Source organism: Streptomyces javensis, assembly GCF_039525925.1.
Classification (GTDB): Bacteria; Actinomycetota; Actinomycetes; order Streptomycetales; family Streptomycetaceae; genus Streptomyces; species Streptomyces asiaticus.
The window spans coordinates 249,355-268,017 of sequence record NZ_BAAAIF010000004.1; the positions used below are offsets into that span (position 1 = coordinate 249,355).

At 70.9% G+C, this 18,663-nt stretch carries 15 protein-coding genes; all 15 read right to left on the minus strand.

The features are described from left to right. Positions 1-41 precede the first annotated feature (41 nt). The 15 genes from ABD329_RS06565 to nrtL all read right to left on the minus strand — a co-directional run bounded on the left by ABD329_RS06565 (position 42) and on the right by nrtL (position 18,482). A complete protein-coding gene (locus ABD329_RS06565; protein WP_198276177.1) occupies positions 42-497 on the minus strand; it encodes a Cg1360 family ATP-synthase-associated protein in 456 nt (151 codons plus the stop codon). A gap of 302 nt (positions 498-799) precedes the next feature. Beyond that, on the minus strand, positions 800-2,218 hold the full coding sequence (locus ABD329_RS06570; protein WP_198276186.1) for an MraY family glycosyltransferase: 1,419 nt from the start codon (positions 2,216-2,218) through the stop codon (positions 800-802). A gap of 63 nt (positions 2,219-2,281) precedes the next feature. After that, positions 2,282-3,571, minus strand: a complete 1,290-nt coding sequence (locus ABD329_RS06575; protein WP_198276178.1) for a serine hydroxymethyltransferase — start codon at positions 3,569-3,571, stop codon at positions 2,282-2,284. 136 nt (positions 3,572-3,707) lie between these two features. After that, positions 3,708-4,367 carry an arsenate reductase/protein-tyrosine-phosphatase family protein gene (locus ABD329_RS06580; protein WP_198276179.1) on the minus strand — a complete coding sequence of 220 codons (660 nt, stop codon included), beginning with the start codon at positions 4,365-4,367 and terminating at the stop codon, positions 3,708-3,710. Next, a complete protein-coding gene (locus ABD329_RS06585; protein WP_014054918.1) occupies positions 4,364-5,011 on the minus strand; it encodes an L-threonylcarbamoyladenylate synthase in 648 nt (215 codons plus the stop codon). The genes ABD329_RS06580 and ABD329_RS06585 overlap by 4 nt, the downstream gene beginning before the upstream one ends. Positions 5,012-5,060: 49 nt before the next feature. Continuing rightward, on the minus strand, positions 5,061-5,906 hold the full coding sequence (prmC, locus tag ABD329_RS06590; protein ID WP_020868414.1) for a peptide chain release factor N(5)-glutamine methyltransferase: 846 nt from the start codon (positions 5,904-5,906) through the stop codon (positions 5,061-5,063). Positions 5,907-5,961: 55 nt separating this feature from the next. Next, complete coding sequence (gene prfA / locus ABD329_RS06595) at positions 5,962-7,032, minus strand: peptide chain release factor 1 (RefSeq protein WP_198276180.1); 1,071 nt, start codon at positions 7,030-7,032, stop codon at positions 5,962-5,964. A gap of 124 nt (positions 7,033-7,156) precedes the next feature. Continuing rightward, entirely contained in the window at positions 7,157-7,381 is a 225-nt protein-coding gene (gene rpmE / locus ABD329_RS06600; RefSeq protein WP_030823398.1) for a 50S ribosomal protein L31, read from the minus strand. 191 nt (positions 7,382-7,572) lie between these two features. Continuing rightward, positions 7,573-8,697, minus strand: a complete 1,125-nt coding sequence (locus ABD329_RS06605; protein ID WP_198276181.1) for an LCP family protein — start codon at positions 8,695-8,697, stop codon at positions 7,573-7,575. 355 nt (positions 8,698-9,052) lie between these two features. Continuing rightward, entirely contained in the window at positions 9,053-11,179 is a 2,127-nt protein-coding gene (gene rho / locus ABD329_RS06610; protein ID WP_198276182.1) for a transcription termination factor Rho, read from the minus strand. A gap of 401 nt (positions 11,180-11,580) precedes the next feature. After that, positions 11,581-12,495, minus strand: coding sequence for a homoserine kinase (gene thrB, locus ABD329_RS06615; protein ID WP_037951055.1), 915 nt, complete (start codon positions 12,493-12,495; stop codon positions 11,581-11,583). A gap of 833 nt (positions 12,496-13,328) precedes the next feature. After that, on the minus strand, positions 13,329-14,447 hold the full coding sequence (gene thrC / locus ABD329_RS06620; RefSeq protein WP_246618308.1) for a threonine synthase: 1,119 nt from the start codon (positions 14,445-14,447) through the stop codon (positions 13,329-13,331). 114 nt (positions 14,448-14,561) lie between these two features. Further along, entirely contained in the window at positions 14,562-15,854 is a 1,293-nt protein-coding gene (locus tag ABD329_RS06625; protein WP_198276183.1) for a homoserine dehydrogenase, read from the minus strand. 208 nt (positions 15,855-16,062) lie between these two features. After that, a complete protein-coding gene (lysA, locus tag ABD329_RS06630; protein WP_198276184.1) occupies positions 16,063-17,463 on the minus strand; it encodes a diaminopimelate decarboxylase in 1,401 nt (466 codons plus the stop codon). 38 nt (positions 17,464-17,501) lie between these two features. Then, positions 17,502-18,482, minus strand: a complete 981-nt coding sequence (nrtL, locus tag ABD329_RS06635; protein WP_198276185.1) for an ArgS-related anticodon-binding protein NrtL — start codon at positions 18,480-18,482, stop codon at positions 17,502-17,504. Positions 18,483-18,663 lie beyond the last annotated feature (181 nt).

The following is an 18,663-nucleotide window of genomic DNA, read 5'->3' on the forward strand; positions in this document are numbered from 1 at the left end:
ATAGCAGGTGAGCGCACATGCTCTTATCCCGGGCCTACTTCTCACGGCGCGGACCCGGCGGGAGCGGACTTCTTCGCCCCCCCGGGCTTGCGTTCGTCCTCGGCTTCCGGCTCCACATAGAGGATCTTGGCCTTCATGTGTGCACGGGTCTGTGCGCCGACCCACACCAGGGTCGCGGCGAGCAGTGCGAGGGCGAAAGCCTTGACGTTGAACAACGTGGTGTCCTGGAACACCGCGAGCACGACCGCCACCAGCAGGAACTCGGCCATGAAGAGCACCATGCCCATGGCCTGGAACAGATGGGGCAGGTGCTTCGCCGTGCGCTCCAGCACGATCAGCCCGGAAGCCATCACCACCACGGCGACGAATGTGCCAAAGCCCGCGCCGATCGCTCCCTTGCCGCCTGCGAGCACAGAACCGACGGCGACGGCGACCACACCGGCGATGGCTGTGGGCACGGCGCAACTCAGGAGCGTTCTGGCGTCGTTGGACTGCATGAGGGGTTTCTCCGGCAAGTGTCGGAAGCAACGATTCGTCGTGGACGAGCGTATCCCCGGGGACGGAGGAGACCTCACGAGGAAGAGCCGTCGCCCTACGGCCCCTCGGTTCTCAGCACCGGGTTTAGTGAACGGTATCACAAACTATTTGATGAGGTCTTTACCCACCGGATGTGCTGCACGTCACACGGGAGAGTTATGAGGTAGGTACCGTGCTGACGCCACCCTGTGATCTTCGGCGCTCTCACCGCCCCCTTCGCCGGGGGCGATGACTGGGGGCATCACGGCGATGACTGGGGAGATTACTGGGGTGTTCCGATGCGCCGGCGGTGGGTGAAGCGGGACCGGTCGCCGATCGCGGTGGCGCCGTTCACACCGTTCGCCCCACCGCTCGCCCCATTGCTCGCGCCGCCGTTCACCCCGGAGCCCACCGGCTCGGGCTTTGCCAACTCCGACTCCGAGGCGGCGGACCCGGCACCGGCCGCGGCCGCCACGGGCTCGGCGGCCGCCTCGGCGACCCGCTCGGCCCTGGCGATCCGGTTGGCGCGGCGGTAGCGCGGCGGAACGAACGCCTCCGCCCAGCGCGGAACGCGCGGGGTGAACCGCGGCAGCAGCAACAGCACAAGACCGACCCCGCTCAGCGCCACGATCGCCAGCACGAACCACACACCGGCCGAGTTCACCGAGTACGCCACGGCGCCGAAGGCGATCAGCGCGGACCAGAAGTACATGATCAGGACGGCCCGGCTGTGCGAGTGGCCGATCTCCAGCAGCCGGTGGTGCAGATGGCCGCGGTCGGCGGCGAACGGCGACTGACCGCGCCAGGTGCGCCGGACGATCGCCAGCACCAGGTCGGCGAAGGGCACCGCGATGACGGTCAGCGGCAGCAGCAGCGGGATGTAGACCGGGACGGTGGCGTGCACCGCGGCCTGCTCGGAACCCTCGAACAGCTTCATCGCGTCCGGGTCCACCTGGCCGGTGATGGAGATGGCGCCCGCCGCCAGCACCAGGCCGATCAGCATCGAGCCCGAGTCGCCCATGAAGATCCGCGCGGGGTGGGCGTTGTGCGGCAGGAAGCCCAGGCACATGCCCATCAGGACGGCGGCGAACAGGGTGGCGGGCGCGGCCGCCTCCAGGCCGTAGCCGTACCAGATGCGGTACGCGTACATGAAGAACGCGGCGGCGGCGATGCACACCATCCCGGACGCCAAACCATCGAGCCCGTCAACGAAGTTGACCGCGTTGATGGTGATGACGACCAGCGCCACGGTGAGCAGCGTGCCCTGCCAGGGCGTCAGCGAGACCGGTCCCACACCGGGCACCGGAAGCCACAGGATGGTCAGGCCCTGGAGCACCATCACACCGGCGGCGATCATCTGACCGCCCAGCTTGATCAGCGCGTCCACGCCCCACTTGTCGTCCAGCACCCCGAGCAGCCAGATCAGCCCGGCGCCGGACAGCAGCGCCCGTGGCTCGTTGGAGACCTCGAAGACGTCCTTGAGGTTGGTCAGGTGGGCGGCGACCAGCAGCCCCGCGCACAGCCCGCCGAACATGGCGATGCCGCCGAGCCGTGGCGTGGGCTCACGGTGCACATCACGGGCGCGGATCTCGGGCATCGCACCGGCCGCGATGGCGAATTTCCGCACCGGCCCGGTCAGCAGATAGGTGACCGCGGCCGTGATGCACAGAGTCAGCAGGTATTCACGCACAGGCTGCCCCAGAGGTATCGCTGGCCATCACAGCCCCACACCCTATGCGTGTCCGACGCCTCGCGGTGAACGTACTTACAGACGTCCTACACCTTCGGATGGTTGCATGATTCGGCCCTCGTCCGGATAGGGCGGAAATCTCCCGGCCAGATCCGCCACCTTTTCCCGTACCACGCCCTCGTCCCGCAGGACGGTTCCCATGAGATGGGCTATGCGCTCCATTTCCGGCGCGCCCATTCCCTGGGTGGTCACCGCGGCGGTGCCGAGACGCAGCCCCTTGACGCAGCCCCGGGGCTCGGTGGCGGACGCCAGCGCGCAGGTGTCCAGGACGATCCCGGCGGCCGCGCAGCGGCCCTTCGCGGTGCGTCCGTCCAGGCCCAGCGGGGCCGGGTCGGCGGTGATCATATGGGTGTCGGTGCCGCCCGTGGTGACCGCCAGACCCTCCCCGACCAGGGCGTCCGCCAGCACCCGGGCATTGGCCACCACCCGTCGCGCATAGGCGGTGAAGGCGGGCGCCGCGGCCTCGCCGAACGCCACCGCCTTGGCCGCCACGGTGTGCATCTGGGCCCCGCCCTGGGTGAACGGGAACACCGCCCGGTCCACCCGCTCGGCGAGCTCCGCACCGCACAGCAGCATCCCGCCGCGCGGCCCGCGCAGCACCTTGTGTGTCGTTGCGCACACCACGTCCGCGTACGGCACCGGGGACGGCGCCGCCTTCCCCGCCACCAGGCCGATCGGATGGGCGGCGTCGGCGATGAGGTACGCGCCCACCTCGTCCGCGACGGCACGGAAGGCGGCGTAGTCCAGATGGCGGGGATAGGAGATGGAACCGCAGACGATCGCCTTCGGGCGGTGGGCGTGGGCCAGCCCGCGCAGCTGCTCGTAGTCGATCAGCCCGGTCGCCGGATCGACGCCGTAGCCGATGAAGTCGAACCAGCGGCCGGAGAAGTTGGCGGGCGAGCCATGGGTGAGATGGCCGCCGTGCGGCAGCGCCATCGCCAGCACCGTGTCCCCGGGCCGCAGCAGCGCGGCGTAGGCGGCCAGCACCGCAGAGGACCCCGAATGCGGCTGCACATTGGCGTGCTCGGCGCCGAACAGCGCCTTCGCCCGGTCCTGGGCCACCCGCTCGGCGATGTCCACGATCTCGCAGCCGCCGTGGTGGCGGGCGCCGGGATACCCCTCGGCGTACTTGTTGGCCAGCGGTGAGGCGAGCGCCGCCAGCACGGCCGGCGAGGCGTAGTTCTCGGCCGCGATCAGCTGGAGTCCGCCGGAGACGCGGTCGATCTCGCTCAGGATGATTCCCGCCAGCTCCGGGTCCTGGCGGGCGAGGCTTGCGAAATCGGGGCCCCAGGGGGTGACGGCCATGGCGTGCTCACAGCCTTCGGAGGGGACGGCGGGTCGCCACTTAGGTGGTCACCCCCAATGTAGGCCCCGCGACGCCGTACGGCGCGCCGTGCGGCCCGTGCGGGCCCCTTACGGCGCGCCCCGGGCCTCCGAGCGGCTACGCGGGGGCGGGAACGCCCGTCAGCGCCGTGACGACCGGGTCCAGGGCCTGGTTGATCTCGTCCCCGATGGAGCGGAAGAAGGTGATCGGCGCCCCGTACGGATCGTGCACCTCGTCCGCCTCCTCGTTGGGTGCCAGCAGCCAGCCGCGCAGCGCGGCCGCCGCCTGCACCAGGGCGCGGGCGCGCTCGACCACACCGCCCGCCTCCTCCGGGTCGGGCAGCGTCGCGGGGTCTATGGCCCGCACCAGCCGGGTGAACTCCTTGAGCGTGAAGGTGCGCAGCCCCGCCGAGTGCCCCATCGAGATCACCTGCGCCCGGTGGTCGCGGGTGGCGGTCAGCACCAGGTCGGCGCGGATGACGTGCTCGTCCAGCAGCTCACGGCCGAGGAAGCCCGCCGGGTCGGCGCCGAAGTCGGTCAGGACCGTCGCGGCGTGCGCCTCCATGGGCGCGCCCTCATGGCCCCAGGTGCCGGCGGACTCCACGATCAGACCGCGGGTGCGGACGGTTCCGAGGCGGTGGGTGAGGGCATGCCGGGTCAGCCGCTCGGTGATCGGCGAGCGGCACACATTGCCGGTGCTGACGTGGAGGATGCGGAAGGTGGCCTCGGCGTTCTTCTCACGGTGTTCCGCTATGCCACGCCCCTCAGGGGCTGTCAATTGGCCACCTCGAGGTCGGGTACGACCTCCCGGAGCTGCTCGGCGGTGAGCGCGCCCGCCCGGAGCAGCACCGGCACCTTGCCGGTCACATCGACGATCGAGGAGGGCACGGCGGCCGGGGTCGGCCCGCCGTCCAGGTACACCGAGACGGAGTCCCCCAGCATGTCCTGGGCGGCGTCGCAGTCCTGCGGAGAGGGGTGTCCGGTCAGGTTGGCGCTGGAGACCGCCATCGGGCCGAAGTCCGTCAGCAGCTCGATCGCCACCGGGTGCAGCGGCATCCGGACCGCCACGGTGCCCCGGGTCTCCCCCAGGTCCCAGGTGAGCGACGGCTGGTGCCGGGCGACGAGGGTGAGCGCACCGGGCCAGAAGGCGTCCACCAGCTCCCAGGCCATCTCGGAGAAGTCGGTGACCAGTCCGTGCAGCGTGTTCGGCGAGCCGACCAGCACCGGAGTGGGCATGTTGCGCCCGCGCCCCTTGGCCTCGAGCAGATCGCCGACCGCCTCCGCGTTGAAGGCGTCCGCACCGATCCCGTAGACGGTGTCGGTGGGCAGCACGACCAGTTCGCCGCGGCGGACGGCGGAGGCGGCCTCGCGCAGGCCGGTCTTGCGGTCGGTCGCGTCCCCGCAGTCGTATCGCCGTGCCATCTCTAACGGACCTCCTCGTACGTGGCCAATGTGTGGTGCGGTGCCGCCGTCACGGCATGGCCTTCCGCGCGGTGGCGAACCGGGGCCGGTTGTTCAGGTCGGGGTGGTCGGCGGCGTCCGCCCAGCCACGCTCCTCGGTGAAGATCCACGGCACCTGGCCGCCCTGGGTGTCTGCGTGTTCGATGACCACCACGCCGCCGGGGCGCAGCAGCCGGTGGGCGGTGCGCTCCAGGCCACGGATGACATCGAGGCCGTCCTCACCGGAGAAGAGCGCGAGCTGGGGGTCGTGATCGCGGGCCTCCGGCGCCACGTACTCCCACTCGGTCAGCGGGATGTACGGCGGGTTGCTGATGACGAGGTCCACCTGCCCGTCGAGCTCGGGCAGGGCCGTCAACGCGTCCGCGTGATGGAGAACGACGCGGGACCCCTCGACGTTCTTGCGCGCCCAGCGCAGGGCGCCCTCGTCCAGCTCCACGGCGTGCACCCGGGAGCGCGGCACCTCCTGGGCGAGCGCGAGCGCGATGGCCCCGGAACCGGAGCACAGGTCGACGATGAGCGGTTCGACGACGTCCATGGCGCGCACCGCGTCTATCGCCCAGCCGACCACCGACTCGGTCTCCGGCCGGGGCACGAAGACCCCGGGGCCCACCTGGAGCTCCAGATAGCGGAAGAACGCGCGGCCGGTGATGTGCTGAAGGGGCTCGCGGGCCTCGCGGCGGGCCACCGCCTCCCAGTAGCGGGCGTCGAAGTCGGCGTCGGGCACGCCGTGCAGCTCTCCCCGCTTGACGCTGTGCACGAAGGCGGCGAGCTCCTCCGCGTCGAAACGCGGTGAGGGCACGCCCGCGTCGGCCAGCCGCTGAGTGGCCTGCGCCACCTCGGCGAGCAGCACGTTCACTGAATTCCTCCAGCCGGTCCGGACAAGGGCACGAAGCGTTGATCAGTGGGTGGCGCTAGCCCGCGGCCGCCAGCTTGGCGGCCGCGTCGGCGTCGACGCACGCCTGGATGACCGGGTCGAGTTCACCGTCGAGCACCTGGTCCAAGTTGTACGCCTTGAAACCGACACGATGGTCCGAGATCCGGTTTTCCGGGAAGTTGTACGTACGGATGCGCTCGGACCGGTCGACGGTGCGGACCTGGCTGCGCCGCGCGTCCGACGCCTCCCGCTCGGCCTCCTCCTGGGCCGCGGCCAGCAGCCGCGAGCGCAGGATGCGCAGCGCCTGCTCCTTGTTCTGGAGCTGGCTCTTCTCGTTCTGGCAGGAGACGACGATGCCGGTGGGCAGGTGGGTGATGCGCACCGCGGAGTCGGTGGTGTTGACCGACTGGCCGCCGGGGCCGGAGGAGCGGTAGACGTCGATCCGCAGATCGTTGGGGCCGATCTCGACCTCGACCTCCTCGGCCTCGGGCGTGACCAGCACACCGGCCGCGGAGGTGTGGATACGGCCCTGGGACTCGGTGGCGGGCACCCGCTGCACCCGGTGCACCCCGCCCTCGTACTTCAGCCGGGCCCAGACGCCCTGGCCGGGCTCGATGGCGCCCCTGGCCTTGACCGCGACCTGGACGTCCTTGTAGCCGCCGAGGTCGGACTCGTTGGAGTCGATGATCTCGGTCTTCCAGCCGATCCGCTCGGCGTACCGCAGATACATCCGCAGCAGGTCGCCGGCGAACAGCGCGGACTCCTCGCCACCCTCCCCGGCCTTGACCTCCAGAATGACGTCCTTGTCGTCGCTCGGGTCGCGCGGGACGAGCAACAGCCGCAGCCGGTCGGTGAGCTGCTCGCGGCTCTGCTCGAGCTCCTTGACCTCGTCCACGAAGTCGGGGTCGTCCTGGGCCAGCTCGCGGGCGGTCTCGATGTCGTCCCCGGCCTGCTTCCAGGCCCGATAGGCGGTGATCACCGGGGTCAGCTCGGCGTAGCGCTTGTTGAGCCGCCGTGCCTCCCGCTGGTCGGCGTGGACCGCGGGGTCGGCGAGCCGCTTCTCGAGGTCGGCGTGTTCGCCGATGAGTTCCTCGACCGCCTCGAACATCGGAGGGCTCCCTGAGTGGTCTGCGTGGTGGCGTTGCGAAAGGTTCCGGAGGGCCGGTGACGACAAAACGCCGGTCCGGTCGCCCCAGGGAAGGGGCGACCGAAGACCGGCGCCGTGCGGGTCGCTACTTCTTGGCGGACCCGGCGTTCTTGCCGAAGCGGGCCTCGAACCGCGCCACGCGGCCACCGGTGTCGAGGATCTTCTGCTTGCCCGTGTAGAACGGGTGGCACTCGGAGCAGATGTCGGCACGGATGGTGCCGCCGCCCACGGTGCTACGGGTGGTGAAGGAGGCGCCACAGGTGCAGCTGACCTGGGTCTCGACGTACTCCGGGTGGATGTCGCGCTTCAAGGGAATCTCCTAGGTTCGGGAGGGCACCGGGTCGACTGGCGGGTTGCCTGTCGTGAACCGGGACCGACGATCCAGTTTGCCAGTACTGGCCGCATCCCCCAAAACCGGGGGGCGGGTCCGGATATTCCCGGCCCCGCCCAGGAGGCCGCCGGACGCCCTCGGACGACCTCGGACGGCCCTGTTCGACGACCTTATTTGACGACCTTGCCCGCGCTGGTGGCGTCGCCCGCGGAGCCCTTGGTGGCGGAGGCGGGGACCGGCCGGTCGTGGCGGAGCGCGGTCCATATCACCTTGGCCTTGCGCTCCATGGGCAGCACCCGGGCCGGGTTCTGCGGGTCGTACTCGACGGGCAGCGTGGTCATCTTCATGTTGCCCGAGCCGATGCCCTTCAGGGATTCGGCGAAGCCCTTCAGCTTGCTCACCGAGGCCAGCTCGGAGTCGGTGGTGAGGGCCTTGGTCGAGGTGTCCGCGAGGTCGTAGAGCTTCTTCGGGTTGCCGAACACGTCCACGTGCTTGACCTGGTCCAGCAGCGCCTTGACGAACGCCTGCTGGAGCTTGATCCGGCCCAGGTCGCTGCCGTCGCCCACGCCGTGCCGGGTGCGCACCAGGCCCAGCGACTGCTCCCCGTTCAGGGTGTGCGGGCCGGACTCCAGGTCGAGGTGGCTCTTGGGGTCGTGGATCGGCGCGGTGGTGGTGATGTTGACGCCGCCGAGGTCGTCTATCAGCTGCTTGAAGCCGGAGAAGTCCACCTCGAGGAAGTGGTCCATGCGGATGCCGGTCATGGACTCGACGGTCTTGATGGTGCAGGCCGGACCGCCGGCCTCATAGGCGCTGTTGAACATGGCCGCCCGCACGGCGGGGGTCTGCTGCCCGCCCTTGGTGGTGCAGGACGGCCGCTGTATGAGGGTGTCGCGCGGGATGCTGATGACGCTGGCCTTCTTGTGGCCCTTGTAGACGTGGACGATCATCGCCGTGTCGGAGCGCGAGGTGCCCTCGTCCGTCCCGTACTTGGCGTTCTTACCGGCCCGGGAGTCGGAGCCGAGGACGAGGATGTCCATCGAGCCGTTGTCCACGTTCTCGGGGCGGTCGGCGCCGAGGGCGGCGTTGACGTCGACGCCGGTGAGGTTCCCGTTCAGCTTGTAGTAGAGGTAGCCGAGTCCGGCACCGCCGAGCACCAGCACGGCGGCCAGCGTCCACACCGTGTAGAGCACGGCCCTGCGGCGCGTGCTGGCCCGCTTGCGACGGCGGCCCGCCGTCGCGCCGCGTGCGCGGTGGCGGCCCGGGCTCCCCGGTGCGTTGCTGCTGTCCTCGGCCATGTGCTCCTCAGTCCTCTTCGATGCCCCGAGTACCCCCTGCCGTCACGGTCAGGCGTGGTGTCGCGTTTCGCGGTGGAGTCAGCCTGTGTTCCGGCCCCGTATTCCGACCTGACAGATGGAAGGCCGTCCGCCAGGGTTGCATATCCGCGATGGCCGGTTTTCGCGTGGGCCGCCGGGCGCACCGTTCGCCCCCTTCGTCCGCCTTACCGCTCTGACCTGCACTTTCGCGGGCGATAGCGTGATCAGAACCGGTCCGTGGCCTGGCCGGAAGATGTGGCTGACCTCTCATGGAACGCAACGAGGCCCCCCGCGGTGCGGGGGGCCTCGGCTACGGAGTGTTCCGGCGGGTGTCCGGTCAGTCGCCGTTGTTGCCCGGGGTGGGCGTGGTCTTGGCGATCTGCATCAGGAACTCGGCGTTCGACTTCGTCTGCTTCATCTTGTCCAGCAGCAGCTCGATCGCCTGCTGGGAGTCGAGCGCGTGCAGCACCCGGCGCAGCTTCCAGACGATGTTCAGCTCCTCCGGCGCCAGCAGGATCTCCTCCTTGCGGGTGCTGGACGGATCGACGTCCACCGCCGGGAAGATGCGCTTGTCGGCGAGCTTCCGGTCGAGCTTGAGCTCCATGTTGCCGGTGCCCTTGAACTCCTCGAAGATCACCTCGTCCATGCGCGAGCCGGTCTCGACCAGCGCGGTGGCCAGGATGGTCAGCGAGCCGCCGTCCTCGATGTTGCGCGCGGCGCCGAAGAACTTCTTCGGCGGGTAGAGCGCGGTCGAGTCGACACCACCCGACAGGATGCGGCCGGAGGCGGGCGCCGCCAGGTTGTACGCACGGCCCAGGCGGGTGATCGAGTCCAGCAGGACGACCACGTCATGGCCCAGCTCGACCAGGCGCTTGGCCCGCTCGATCGCCAGCTCCGCGACGGTGGTGTGGTCCTCGGCCGGGCGGTCGAAGGTCGAGGAGATGACCTCGCCCTTGACCGACCGCTGCATGTCGGTGACCTCTTCCGGCCGCTCGTCGACGAGGACGACCATCAGATGGCACTCGGGGCTGTTGCGGGTGATCGCGTTGGCGATCGCCTGCATGATCATGGTCTTACCGGTCTTCGGCGGGGCCACGATCAGACCGCGCTGGCCCTTGCCGATCGGCGCGACCAGGTCGATGATCCGGGTCGTCAGCCCGCCGGCCTCGGTCTCCAGACGCAGCCGGTCCTGCGGGTAAAGCGGCGTCAGCTTCCCGAACTCCGGCCGCCCGCGCCCGGTTTCGGGCGCCATGCCGTTCACCGAGTCCAGCCGCACCAGCGCGTTGAACTTCTCGCGGCGCTCGCCCTCGCGCGGCTGACGGACCGCACCGGTGACGTGGTCGCCCTTGCGCAGACCGTTCTTGCGCACCTGGGCGAGCGAGACGTACACGTCGTTCGGGCCCGGGAGGTAGCCGGAGGTCCGGATGAACGCGTAGTTGTCGAGGATGTCCAGGATGCCCGCGACGGGGATCAGCACATCGTCCTCGGACACCTGCGGCTCATTGCCGAAGTCGTCACGGCCGCGGCGGCCACGCCGGTCGCGGTAGCGGCCGCGGCGCCCGCGGCGCCCGCCCTCGAAGTCGTCGTCGCCCTCGTCGGCGCGCTGCTGGCTCTGGCCGCGCCCGTCACGCTGCTGACGGCCGCCGCCCTGCTGGCCGTCCTCGCCCTTGCCGCGGCGGTCGCCGCGGTCACCGCGGTCACCGCGCTGCCGGTCCCGGCGGTCGCCCTTCTGGCCGCGCTCCTGGCGGTCACCGCCCCTGGCGCCCTTGCCCTCGGCGGTGTCGGCGGCTGCCTCGGCCTTCCCGTCGCCCTTGGGCTCGGTCCTGGCCTCGGTCTTCGCGGAGACGTCGCTGCGCGCCTCCGTCTTGGTCTCGACAGCGGTGGCCGTGCCCCCGGAGTCGGGGGTGGTGGCGGGCGCGGTGGCCCGGCGGCGGCGGCGCTCACCGGCCGGCTGCTCATCGCCGGCGGGCTCACCGGGCTGGCCGGGGATCTCGATCTGCTGCTGGGCCGCGGCCTTCTCCTCGGCGTCGGCCTTGTCGGCCTTCTCCGCCTTCCCGGCGGACTTCGAGGACTTGGCGCCGGTCTTCTCCTCGGCGTCGTCGCCCGTGCGGGCCCGGGAGGTGGCACGGCGCTTCGGCTTGGTCACCCCCTCCGCGTCGGACGGAGTGCTCTCGGAGCCCTGGGCGGAGCCGGAGCCCGCGGCCTGCTTCTCCTTGATGACCTCGATCAGCTGGCCTTTGCGCATCCGCGCGGTGCCCTTGATGCCAAGGCTCGAGGCGAGCTGCTGAAGCTCGGCCAGGACCATGGCGTCGAGGCCGGTGCCCGAGCGGCGTCGCCGCGGGGCAGCGCCAGTGGCAGCACCGTTGGCGGGCGCGGAAGCGTCCGTGGCGGGCGCGTTGTTGCCGACACCGCTGTCGGAGGTGCCGGAGGCGTTCACGCCCATCAGATCGGTGGTGTCGCTCACGAAGGGTCCTTCCCTGGAGCGGGCGTCGGCCTGTCTGGCTCGGCGACCGGTTGTGCTGTCCGGCTGTGGTCCTTCCGTTACGGACCGGGCCGGGGCGGTGGTCCGCCGGGTACGGCGGAGAGATCAGTTCATGGTTCCGACGCGGCGGAGGATTCACGAGAATCCGCCACGCCGATTCCGGAGCGTGCTCGATACTGCTCAGGCAGGCTGCTCAGGCAGTGTGGGAGGCTCCCGGAAGAAGGGTGGTCCCGGATGGGGACACTGAGCACCTCGCCTCCGAGTACATCCAAGAGGCATCCAGTGCAGACTTGAGGTTAACACTACCGGATCCAACAAACATTCCCCCTCTCCAAGACCGGCTATCGAGTTTTCCCGGCTCCGGGACACCCCGGATCGCGGTGTCAGGTGAGCGGCAGGACGCTCGCCCCCCCGGCGTCGAGAGCCAGCCGGTTGGCCGCCCACCCCTCGCCCGCCAGTCGTGCGACCTTGTCGGCCGCACCGTCCTCGACCAGCGCGAGCACCGTGGGGCCCGCGCCGGAGATGACCGCGGGGACGCCGTCCGCCCGCAGTCGGTTCACCAGGCTCACGCTCTCGGGCATCGCCGGAGCACGGTATTCCTGGTGCAGTCGGTCCTCCGTCGCGGCAAGCAGCAGCTCGGGACGCCTGGTCAGGGCCTCGACGAGCAGCGCGGCCCGGCCCGCGTTGACCGCGGCGTCCACATGCGGGACGGTGCGCGGCAACAGGCCGCGGGCGGTCTCGGTGAGCACCGGCCGGCCAGGGACGAAGACCACCGGAACGATGGAATCCGCGGGGTCCATCCTGATCGCCCGGGCGGACCCCGCATCCGTCCAGGCCAGGGTGAAGCCGCCGAGCAGACAGGCGGCGACATTGTCGGGGTGACCCTCGATCTCGGTGGCCAGCTCCAGCATCGCCGCGTCGTCGAGCCGCTCGGCGCCGCCTATCGTCACCGCGCGCGCGGCGACGATCCCGGCGCAGATGGCGGCGGAGGAGGAGCCCAGGCCCCGGCCGTGCGGAATGCGGTTGGCGCAGACCAGCTCGAGGCCGCGGGGCTGCCCGCCCAGCAGGTCGAAGGCGGTGCGCAGGGAGCGTACGAGCAGATGGTTCTCGTCGCGCGGGAGCGACTCCGCGCCTTCACCGGCGATGTCGACGTGAAGACCGGAGTCGGCCACCCGGACCACCACGTCGTCGTAGAGGCCCAGGGCCAGGCCGAGGGCGTCGAAGCCAGGACCGAGATTGGCGCTCGTGGCGGGGACGCGCACTCGGACGGCGGCGGCGCGGAACGCTGGACCGGCCATCGCTCGATGACTCTCCTTGTGGTTACGTGCGATTGCTCGAAGAGGTACGGAACACCGCGAGGGCCGTGACAAGTACGGCGACGCCGCGCAGAGGCGAGCGCTCTGCGTCGGGGCGGATTCAGTACAGCCTATCGAAGGAAGGTTCTGTGGCGACATAGGGCGCACGGGAGGCGCACGATGCGTGTCGCGCTCCCTGCCATCGTCCGCGACCACTCTACTGGAGCCCTCCGCGCGCCCTCGCGCTTCTCTGCCACCACTTGAGTGGATCTTTAGAGAAGCCTACGGAACGGGCTGGGTGGCGTTGCGCGAAGGGGCCCGGCGGGCCAGGGCCAACCCGTCGCGGAAGGGCCCGGCGGGCCAGGGCCAACGCGTCACGGAAGGGCCCGGCGGGCCAGGGCCAACGCGTCACGGAAGGGCCCGGCGGGCCAGGGCCAACGCGTCACGGAAGGGCCCGGCGGGCCAGGCCGGGTGGCCCGCCGAAAACCCCATCGCACCAGGTCCCGGCCCTGGCCAGGGGCGGCCCGCACCGTCTCAGGGCAACCCGAGCCGTACGGCCACGGCGGACCGGCACGGTCCGAGGCGTCGCCCCGGGTCGGACCGGCAGGGCCCGGGGCGGGCCGCACCGGACCTGGGCCAGCAAGGCCCAGGGCGGGCCGCACCGTCTCAGGCCAACCCGAGCCGTACGGCCACGGCGTACCGGACCAGCAAGGCCCAGGGCGGGCCGCACCGTACCGGACCAGCAGGGCCCGAGGCAGGCACCGTACCGGCCAGCAAGGCCCGGGGCGGGCCGCACCGTACCGGACCAACAGGGCCCGGGTCCCCGTAGCCCCGTCTCAGGCCAACCCGAGCCGTACGGCCGCGGCGTCCGCGTCCACCGGGACCACGACCGGCTGCGGCGCACCCGCCACCGCCCAGTCCGGGTCCTTGAGCCCGTTCCCGGTCACCGTGCAGACGATGCGCTGGCCCGGGTCGACCAGCCCCTGCTCGGCGGCCTTCAGCAGACCAGCCACGCTCGCCGCGGAGGCGGGCTCGACGAAAACGCCCTCCTGGGCGGCGAGCAGCCGGTAGGCGGCGAGGATCTGACGGTCGGTCACCTCGTCGATGAGGCCGCCGGACTCGTCGCGCGCCTGCTCGGCGAAGGTCCACGAGGCCGGGTTGCCGATGCGGATGGCGGTGGCGATGGTGCTCGGCTCCTTGACCGGCTCACCTCGCACGATCGGCGCCGCGCCGGACGCCTGGAAGCCCCACATCCGGGGCGTACGGGAGGCGTGCGGCGCGCTGTCGGCGAACGGCGCCGCGTACTCCGTGTAGCCCTTCCAGTAGGCCGTGATGTTGCCCGCGTTGCCGACCGGCAGCACATGGATGTCGGGCGCGTCCCCGAGCATGTCCACGATCTCGAAGGCGGCGGTCTTCTGGCCCTCGATCCGGGCCGGGTTGACCGAATTGACCAGCGCCACCGGGTACTTCTCCGACAGCCCGCGCGCCAGCGTCAGGCAGTCGTCGAAGTTGCCGTCGACCTGGAGGATCTTCGCGCCGTGGACGAGCGCCTGGCCCATCTTGCCCAGCGCGATCTTCCCCTGCGGGACCAGCACCGCGCAGACCATCCCGGCCCGCACGGCGTACGCCGCCGCCGAGGCCGAGGTGTTGCCGGTGGAGGCGCAGATGACGGCCTTGGCGCCGGCCTCCTTGGCCACGCTGATGGCCATCGTCATCCCGCGGTCCTTGAACGACCCGGTGGGGTTGGCGCCCTCGACCTTGAGGTGCACATCGCAGCCGGTGCGCTCGGAGAGCACCTGCGCCGGGACCAGCGGCGTGCCGCCCTCGCGCAGGGTGACGACGGGGGTGGTCCCGCTGACCGGGAGGCGGTCGCGGTACTCCTCGATGATGCCCCGCCAGCCGTGCCACTGGCGGGTGCCGGACATTCGAGGCCCGGCGTCGGCGATTGCGTTCATGATTTCCCTTACTCTCCGCTCACCCTCTGTTCGGCCTCAGCGCGGGTGCTGCCCGGCCTCCGCTCGCCCACTGTTCGCCCACGGCTCGTCCTCCACCCGCCCTCTCCTCACCCTCTACTCGCCCTCGACCCGCATGATGCTCGCGACATCGCGGACGGTGTCGAGCCGGCGGAGCGCCTCCACGGTCGCCGACAGCGCGGCGTCGCTCGCGCGGTGGGTCACGGCGACGAGGGACGCCTCGCCGTCCTTCCCCTGCTGGCGGACCGTATCGATGGACACGCCGTGCTCGGCGAAGACTGTGGCGACCTGTGCCAGAACTCCCGGTTTGTCGGCGACGTCCAGGCTGATGTGGTAGCGAGTGACCACATCGCCCATCGGGCTCACCGGGAGTCGGCTGTAGGCGGACTCCCCGGGTCCGGTGGCGCCCGCCAGCTTGTTGCGGCAGGCGGCGACGAGGTCGCCGAGGACGGCCGAGGCGGTCGGCGAACCGCCCGCGCCCGGGCCGTAGAACATCAGCTTCCCCGCGGCGTCGGCCTCCACGAAGACCGCGTTGTACGCCTCGCGGACGGAGGCGAGGGGGTGGCTCAGCGGAATCATCGCCGGGTGCACCCGCGCGGTGACCGACCGGCCGTCGGCGGCCCGCTCGCAGATCGCGAGCAGCTTGACGGTGCAGCCCATGCGCTTGGCGGAGGCGATGTCGGCGGCGGTCACCTCGGTGATGCCCTCGCGGTGCACATCGTCGAGGGTGACCCGGGTGTGGAAGGCGATCCCGGCGAGGATCGCGGCCTTCGCGGCGGCGTCGAAGCCCTCGACATCGGCGGTCGGGTCGGCCTCGGCGTAGCCCAGGGCCGTGGCCTCGTCCAGCGCCTCGCTGTAGCCGGCGCCGCTGCCGTCCATCCGGTCGAGGATGAAGTTGGTGGTGCCGTTGACGATGCCGAGGACGCGGTTGACCTTGTCGCCCGCGAGCGACTCGCGCAGCGGCCGCACCAGCGGGATCGCCCCCGCGACCGCGGCCTCGTAGTAGAGGTCCGCAGCTCGCTGCTCGGCCGCGGCGTGGAGGGCCGCGCCGTCCTGGGCGACCAGCGCCTTGTTCGCGGACACCACGCTCGCGCCGTGGTCGAAGGCGGTGGTGATCAGGGTGCGGGCGGGCTCGATCCCGCCGATGACCTCGACCACCACATCGATGTCCCCGCGTTTGACCAGGGCCGTGGCGTCGGTGGTCACCAGCTCCTCCGGCACCCCCTCCCGGACCCGCCCGGGGCGGCGCACGGCGATCCCGGCCAGCTCGACCGGGGCCCCGATGCGCGCCGCGAGGTCGTCCGCCTGCGTCGTCATGATGCGCGCCACCTCTGAGCCGACCACTCCACAGCCCAGCAGCGCCACTTTCAGCGGACGCGTACGCATCATCCGACCTCGTCTCTCATCCATCGCGTTAATGCATCAGCGCGTTAGTGCACCAGTCTCATGCACTGGACGGGATTTTCTGTCCCGGGTCCAGTATCCGAGATCCATTTCTCGCTAGCCGATCCCCACCGGCGGGACGTGGCGAGCGGGCCCCGCCAACGGATCCCCGCCAACGGGTCCCCGCCAACGGATCCTCGCCGGCGGATCCTCGCTAGCCGACATCGAGCCGCAGCAGATCCTCCTCCGTCTCACGCCGGACGATCTCGCGCGCCTGCCCATCCCGTACGGCGACGACGGGCGGCCGGAGCGCGTGGTTGTAGTTGCTCGCCATCGAGCGGCAGTACGCGCCGGTGGCGGGCACGGCGATCAGATCGCCGGGCGCCAGATCGGCGGGCAGGAAGGCGTCCCGTACGACGATGTCGCCGGATTCACAGTGCTTGCCGACGACGCGGGAGAGCATCGGCTCGGCGGTGGAGGCGCGGGAGACCAGCGCCACCGAGTACTCGGCGTCGTAGAGCGCGGTACGGATGTTGTCGGACATCCCGCCATCGACGCTGACGTACGTCCGCAGCCCCGGCAGCTCCTTGACCGTGCCCACCTCGTAGAGCGTGAACGCGGTCGGCCCGACGATCGCCCGCCCCGGCTCGACCGACAGCCGCGGCACCGCGAGCCCGGCCGAGTCGCACTCCCGGTGCACGATGTCGCGCAGCGCCTTGGCGATCTCCTGCGGCTCGCGCGGGTCGTCCTCCGAGGTGTACGCGATGCCGAGGCCACCACCGAGGTCGATCTCGGGGAGCTCGACGCCGTGCTCGTCCCGGATCTCCTTCAGCAGCCCCACGACCCGGTGCGCCGCGACCTCGAACCCGGAGGTGTCGAAGATCTGCGACCCGATGTGCGAGTGAATGCCGATGAGCTCGAGCCCGTCGAGCTTGAGCGCCCGCCGCACGGCCTCGGCGGCCTGCCCGTCCGCGAGCGGAATGCCGAACTTCTGGTCCTCGTGGGCGGTCGCGATGAACTCGTGGGTATGCGCCTCCACACCCACGGTGATCCGGATCTGCACCCGCTGGCGCCTGCCGAGCCGCTGGGCGATGTGCGCGACCCGCACGATCTCCTGGAACGAGTCGAGCACGATCCGCCCGACGCCCTCCTCGACGGCCCGCTCGATCTCGGCGGTGGACTTGTTGTTCCCGTGCAGCGCGATCCGCTCGGCGGGCATCCCGGCGGCGAGCGCGGTGGCCAGCTCCCCGGCGGAACACACGTCCAGGTTGAGCCCCTCCTCGTTCAGCCAGCGCACGACGGCGCGGGAGAGGAACGCCTTCCCGGCGTAGAACACGTCCGCGTCCTCCCCCTGCTCCCGGAACGCCTCGTGCCAGGCCCGGCAGCGGGCCCGGAAGTCGGCCTCGTCGAGGAAGTACGCGGGCGTCCCGAACTCCTCCGCGAGCGTCTTGACGTCGATCCCGCCGACGGTCACGACGCCATCGGCGTTCCGGCCGACGGTACGGGACCACACACGCGGATCGAGCTGATTGAGATCGGCGGGCGGCGCGGCGTAGTGCCCCTCGGGGAGGACATCGGCGTGGCGGGGCCCGGCGGGATGGGCGGAACGGCTCATGCTGTCTCTGCTGTCTCTCTCAAGGTCTTACGCAAGGTCTACAGATGTTCGGGTGCGCTGATGCCGAGCAGATGCAGGCCGCCGGCGAGCACCGCTCCGGTGGCATCGGCAAGGGCCAGCCGGGAACGGTGGACGGCCGAGGGTTTGAGCGGGCCGGAGGGCAGCGCCGGACAGTCGTTATGGAACCGGAAGAAGGCATCGGCGACGCCGACAAGATGCCGAGCGAGCTGGTCGGGCGCACGATGCCGGGCGGCGGCCTCGATGGTGCGGGGGTGATCGGCGAGGAGGCCGAGAAGGGCGGCCTCGGCGGGGTGGTCATACGCCCCGGGCTCGGGCGCGATGCCGAGCTGGTCGGCGTTACGCACCAGGGCGCGAGTACGGGCATGGGCGTACCGAACCCGGAAGAGGGGGTTGTCCTCGCGCTGTGAGAGAAGCCGGGAGGGATCGAGATCGGGCAGATCATGCCCGGCGGGCCGAAGCAGCGCCCAGCGGGCGGCGTCGGCCCCGAGGGAGCGGAGCAGCTCGGCCCCGGAGACCGGAACCGGCCGAACAACAGGCCCCTGACCAGGAACAACGACTCCCCCGACGGCATGGACGAGCCCCCGCACGACATGAGCGACGAGGGCGGCCCGCACCTCGTCCGCAGCCCCAAGCGGAACCGAAACCCCGGCAAGCGCCGACCCGTGCCCGTAGCGAGACCCCGCGGAGCGCACGGCCTGGACAAGCTCGGCATGGGAGCCGGCATCAAGGGTGATGTTGAGAAACCCAGGAGCGGCAACCTCAACCCGGGCGATCCCGGGCGTACGGAGAAGCCGCCGCCGCAAAACCTCGGCGATACCCAGCGCATCCCCACCACCTCTGGCCAGCAGCAGAGCGACGTTGGTGGCGTAATCCCCACACCCGGACCGAGGCGGCGTCCGCACCTTCACCCGCTCCGGCACGGCAACGCACAGCTCGTCGTCCTCAACGGCACGACGCACGGTGTGCAGCACAGTGCGGGAGAGCTGGGCGGGAGTCACGGGACCAGCGTATGGGAGGAGGGGGGTACGAAAGCGAACCGGTTTCGCCCTTCGGACGAGCACACGACGGGAAGGAGGAGGCCCGGGCCGTAGAGACCCGGGCCCCGAACGAACCCACAAAAAACCCAAGCCCCCGAACGGAACCGAAGCCCAACCCCCTCCCGGGCCGAACCGGAAGGAA

Bases quoted from the DNA above. Each gene is read 5' to 3' on its own strand.
- ABD329_RS06585 (WP_014054918.1), bottom strand. From the start codon at position 5,011: ATGGCACGGCGATACGACTGCGGGGACGCGACCGACCGCAAGACCGGC.
- ABD329_RS06575 (WP_198276178.1), bottom strand. From the start codon at position 3,571: ATGGCCGTCACCCCCTGGGGCCCCGATTTCGCAAGCCTCGCCCGCCAG.
- ABD329_RS06565 (WP_198276177.1), bottom strand. From the start codon at position 497: ATGCAGTCCAACGACGCCAGAACGCTCCTGAGTTGCGCCGTGCCCACA.
- ABD329_RS06625 (WP_198276183.1), bottom strand. From the start codon at position 15,854: ATGATGCGTACGCGTCCGCTGAAAGTGGCGCTGCTGGGCTGTGGAGTG.
- thrB (WP_037951055.1), bottom strand. From the start codon at position 12,495: ATGGCCGGTCCAGCGTTCCGCGCCGCCGCCGTCCGAGTGCGCGTCCCC.
- lysA (WP_198276184.1), bottom strand. From the start codon at position 17,463: ATGAGCCGTTCCGCCCATCCCGCCGGGCCCCGCCACGCCGATGTCCTC.
- thrC (WP_246618308.1), bottom strand. From the start codon at position 14,447: ATGAACGCAATCGCCGACGCCGGGCCTCGAATGTCCGGCACCCGCCAG.
- ABD329_RS06605 (WP_198276181.1), bottom strand. From the start codon at position 8,697: ATGGCCGAGGACAGCAGCAACGCACCGGGGAGCCCGGGCCGCCACCGC.
- prfA (WP_198276180.1), bottom strand. From the start codon at position 7,032: ATGTTCGAGGCGGTCGAGGAACTCATCGGCGAACACGCCGACCTCGAG.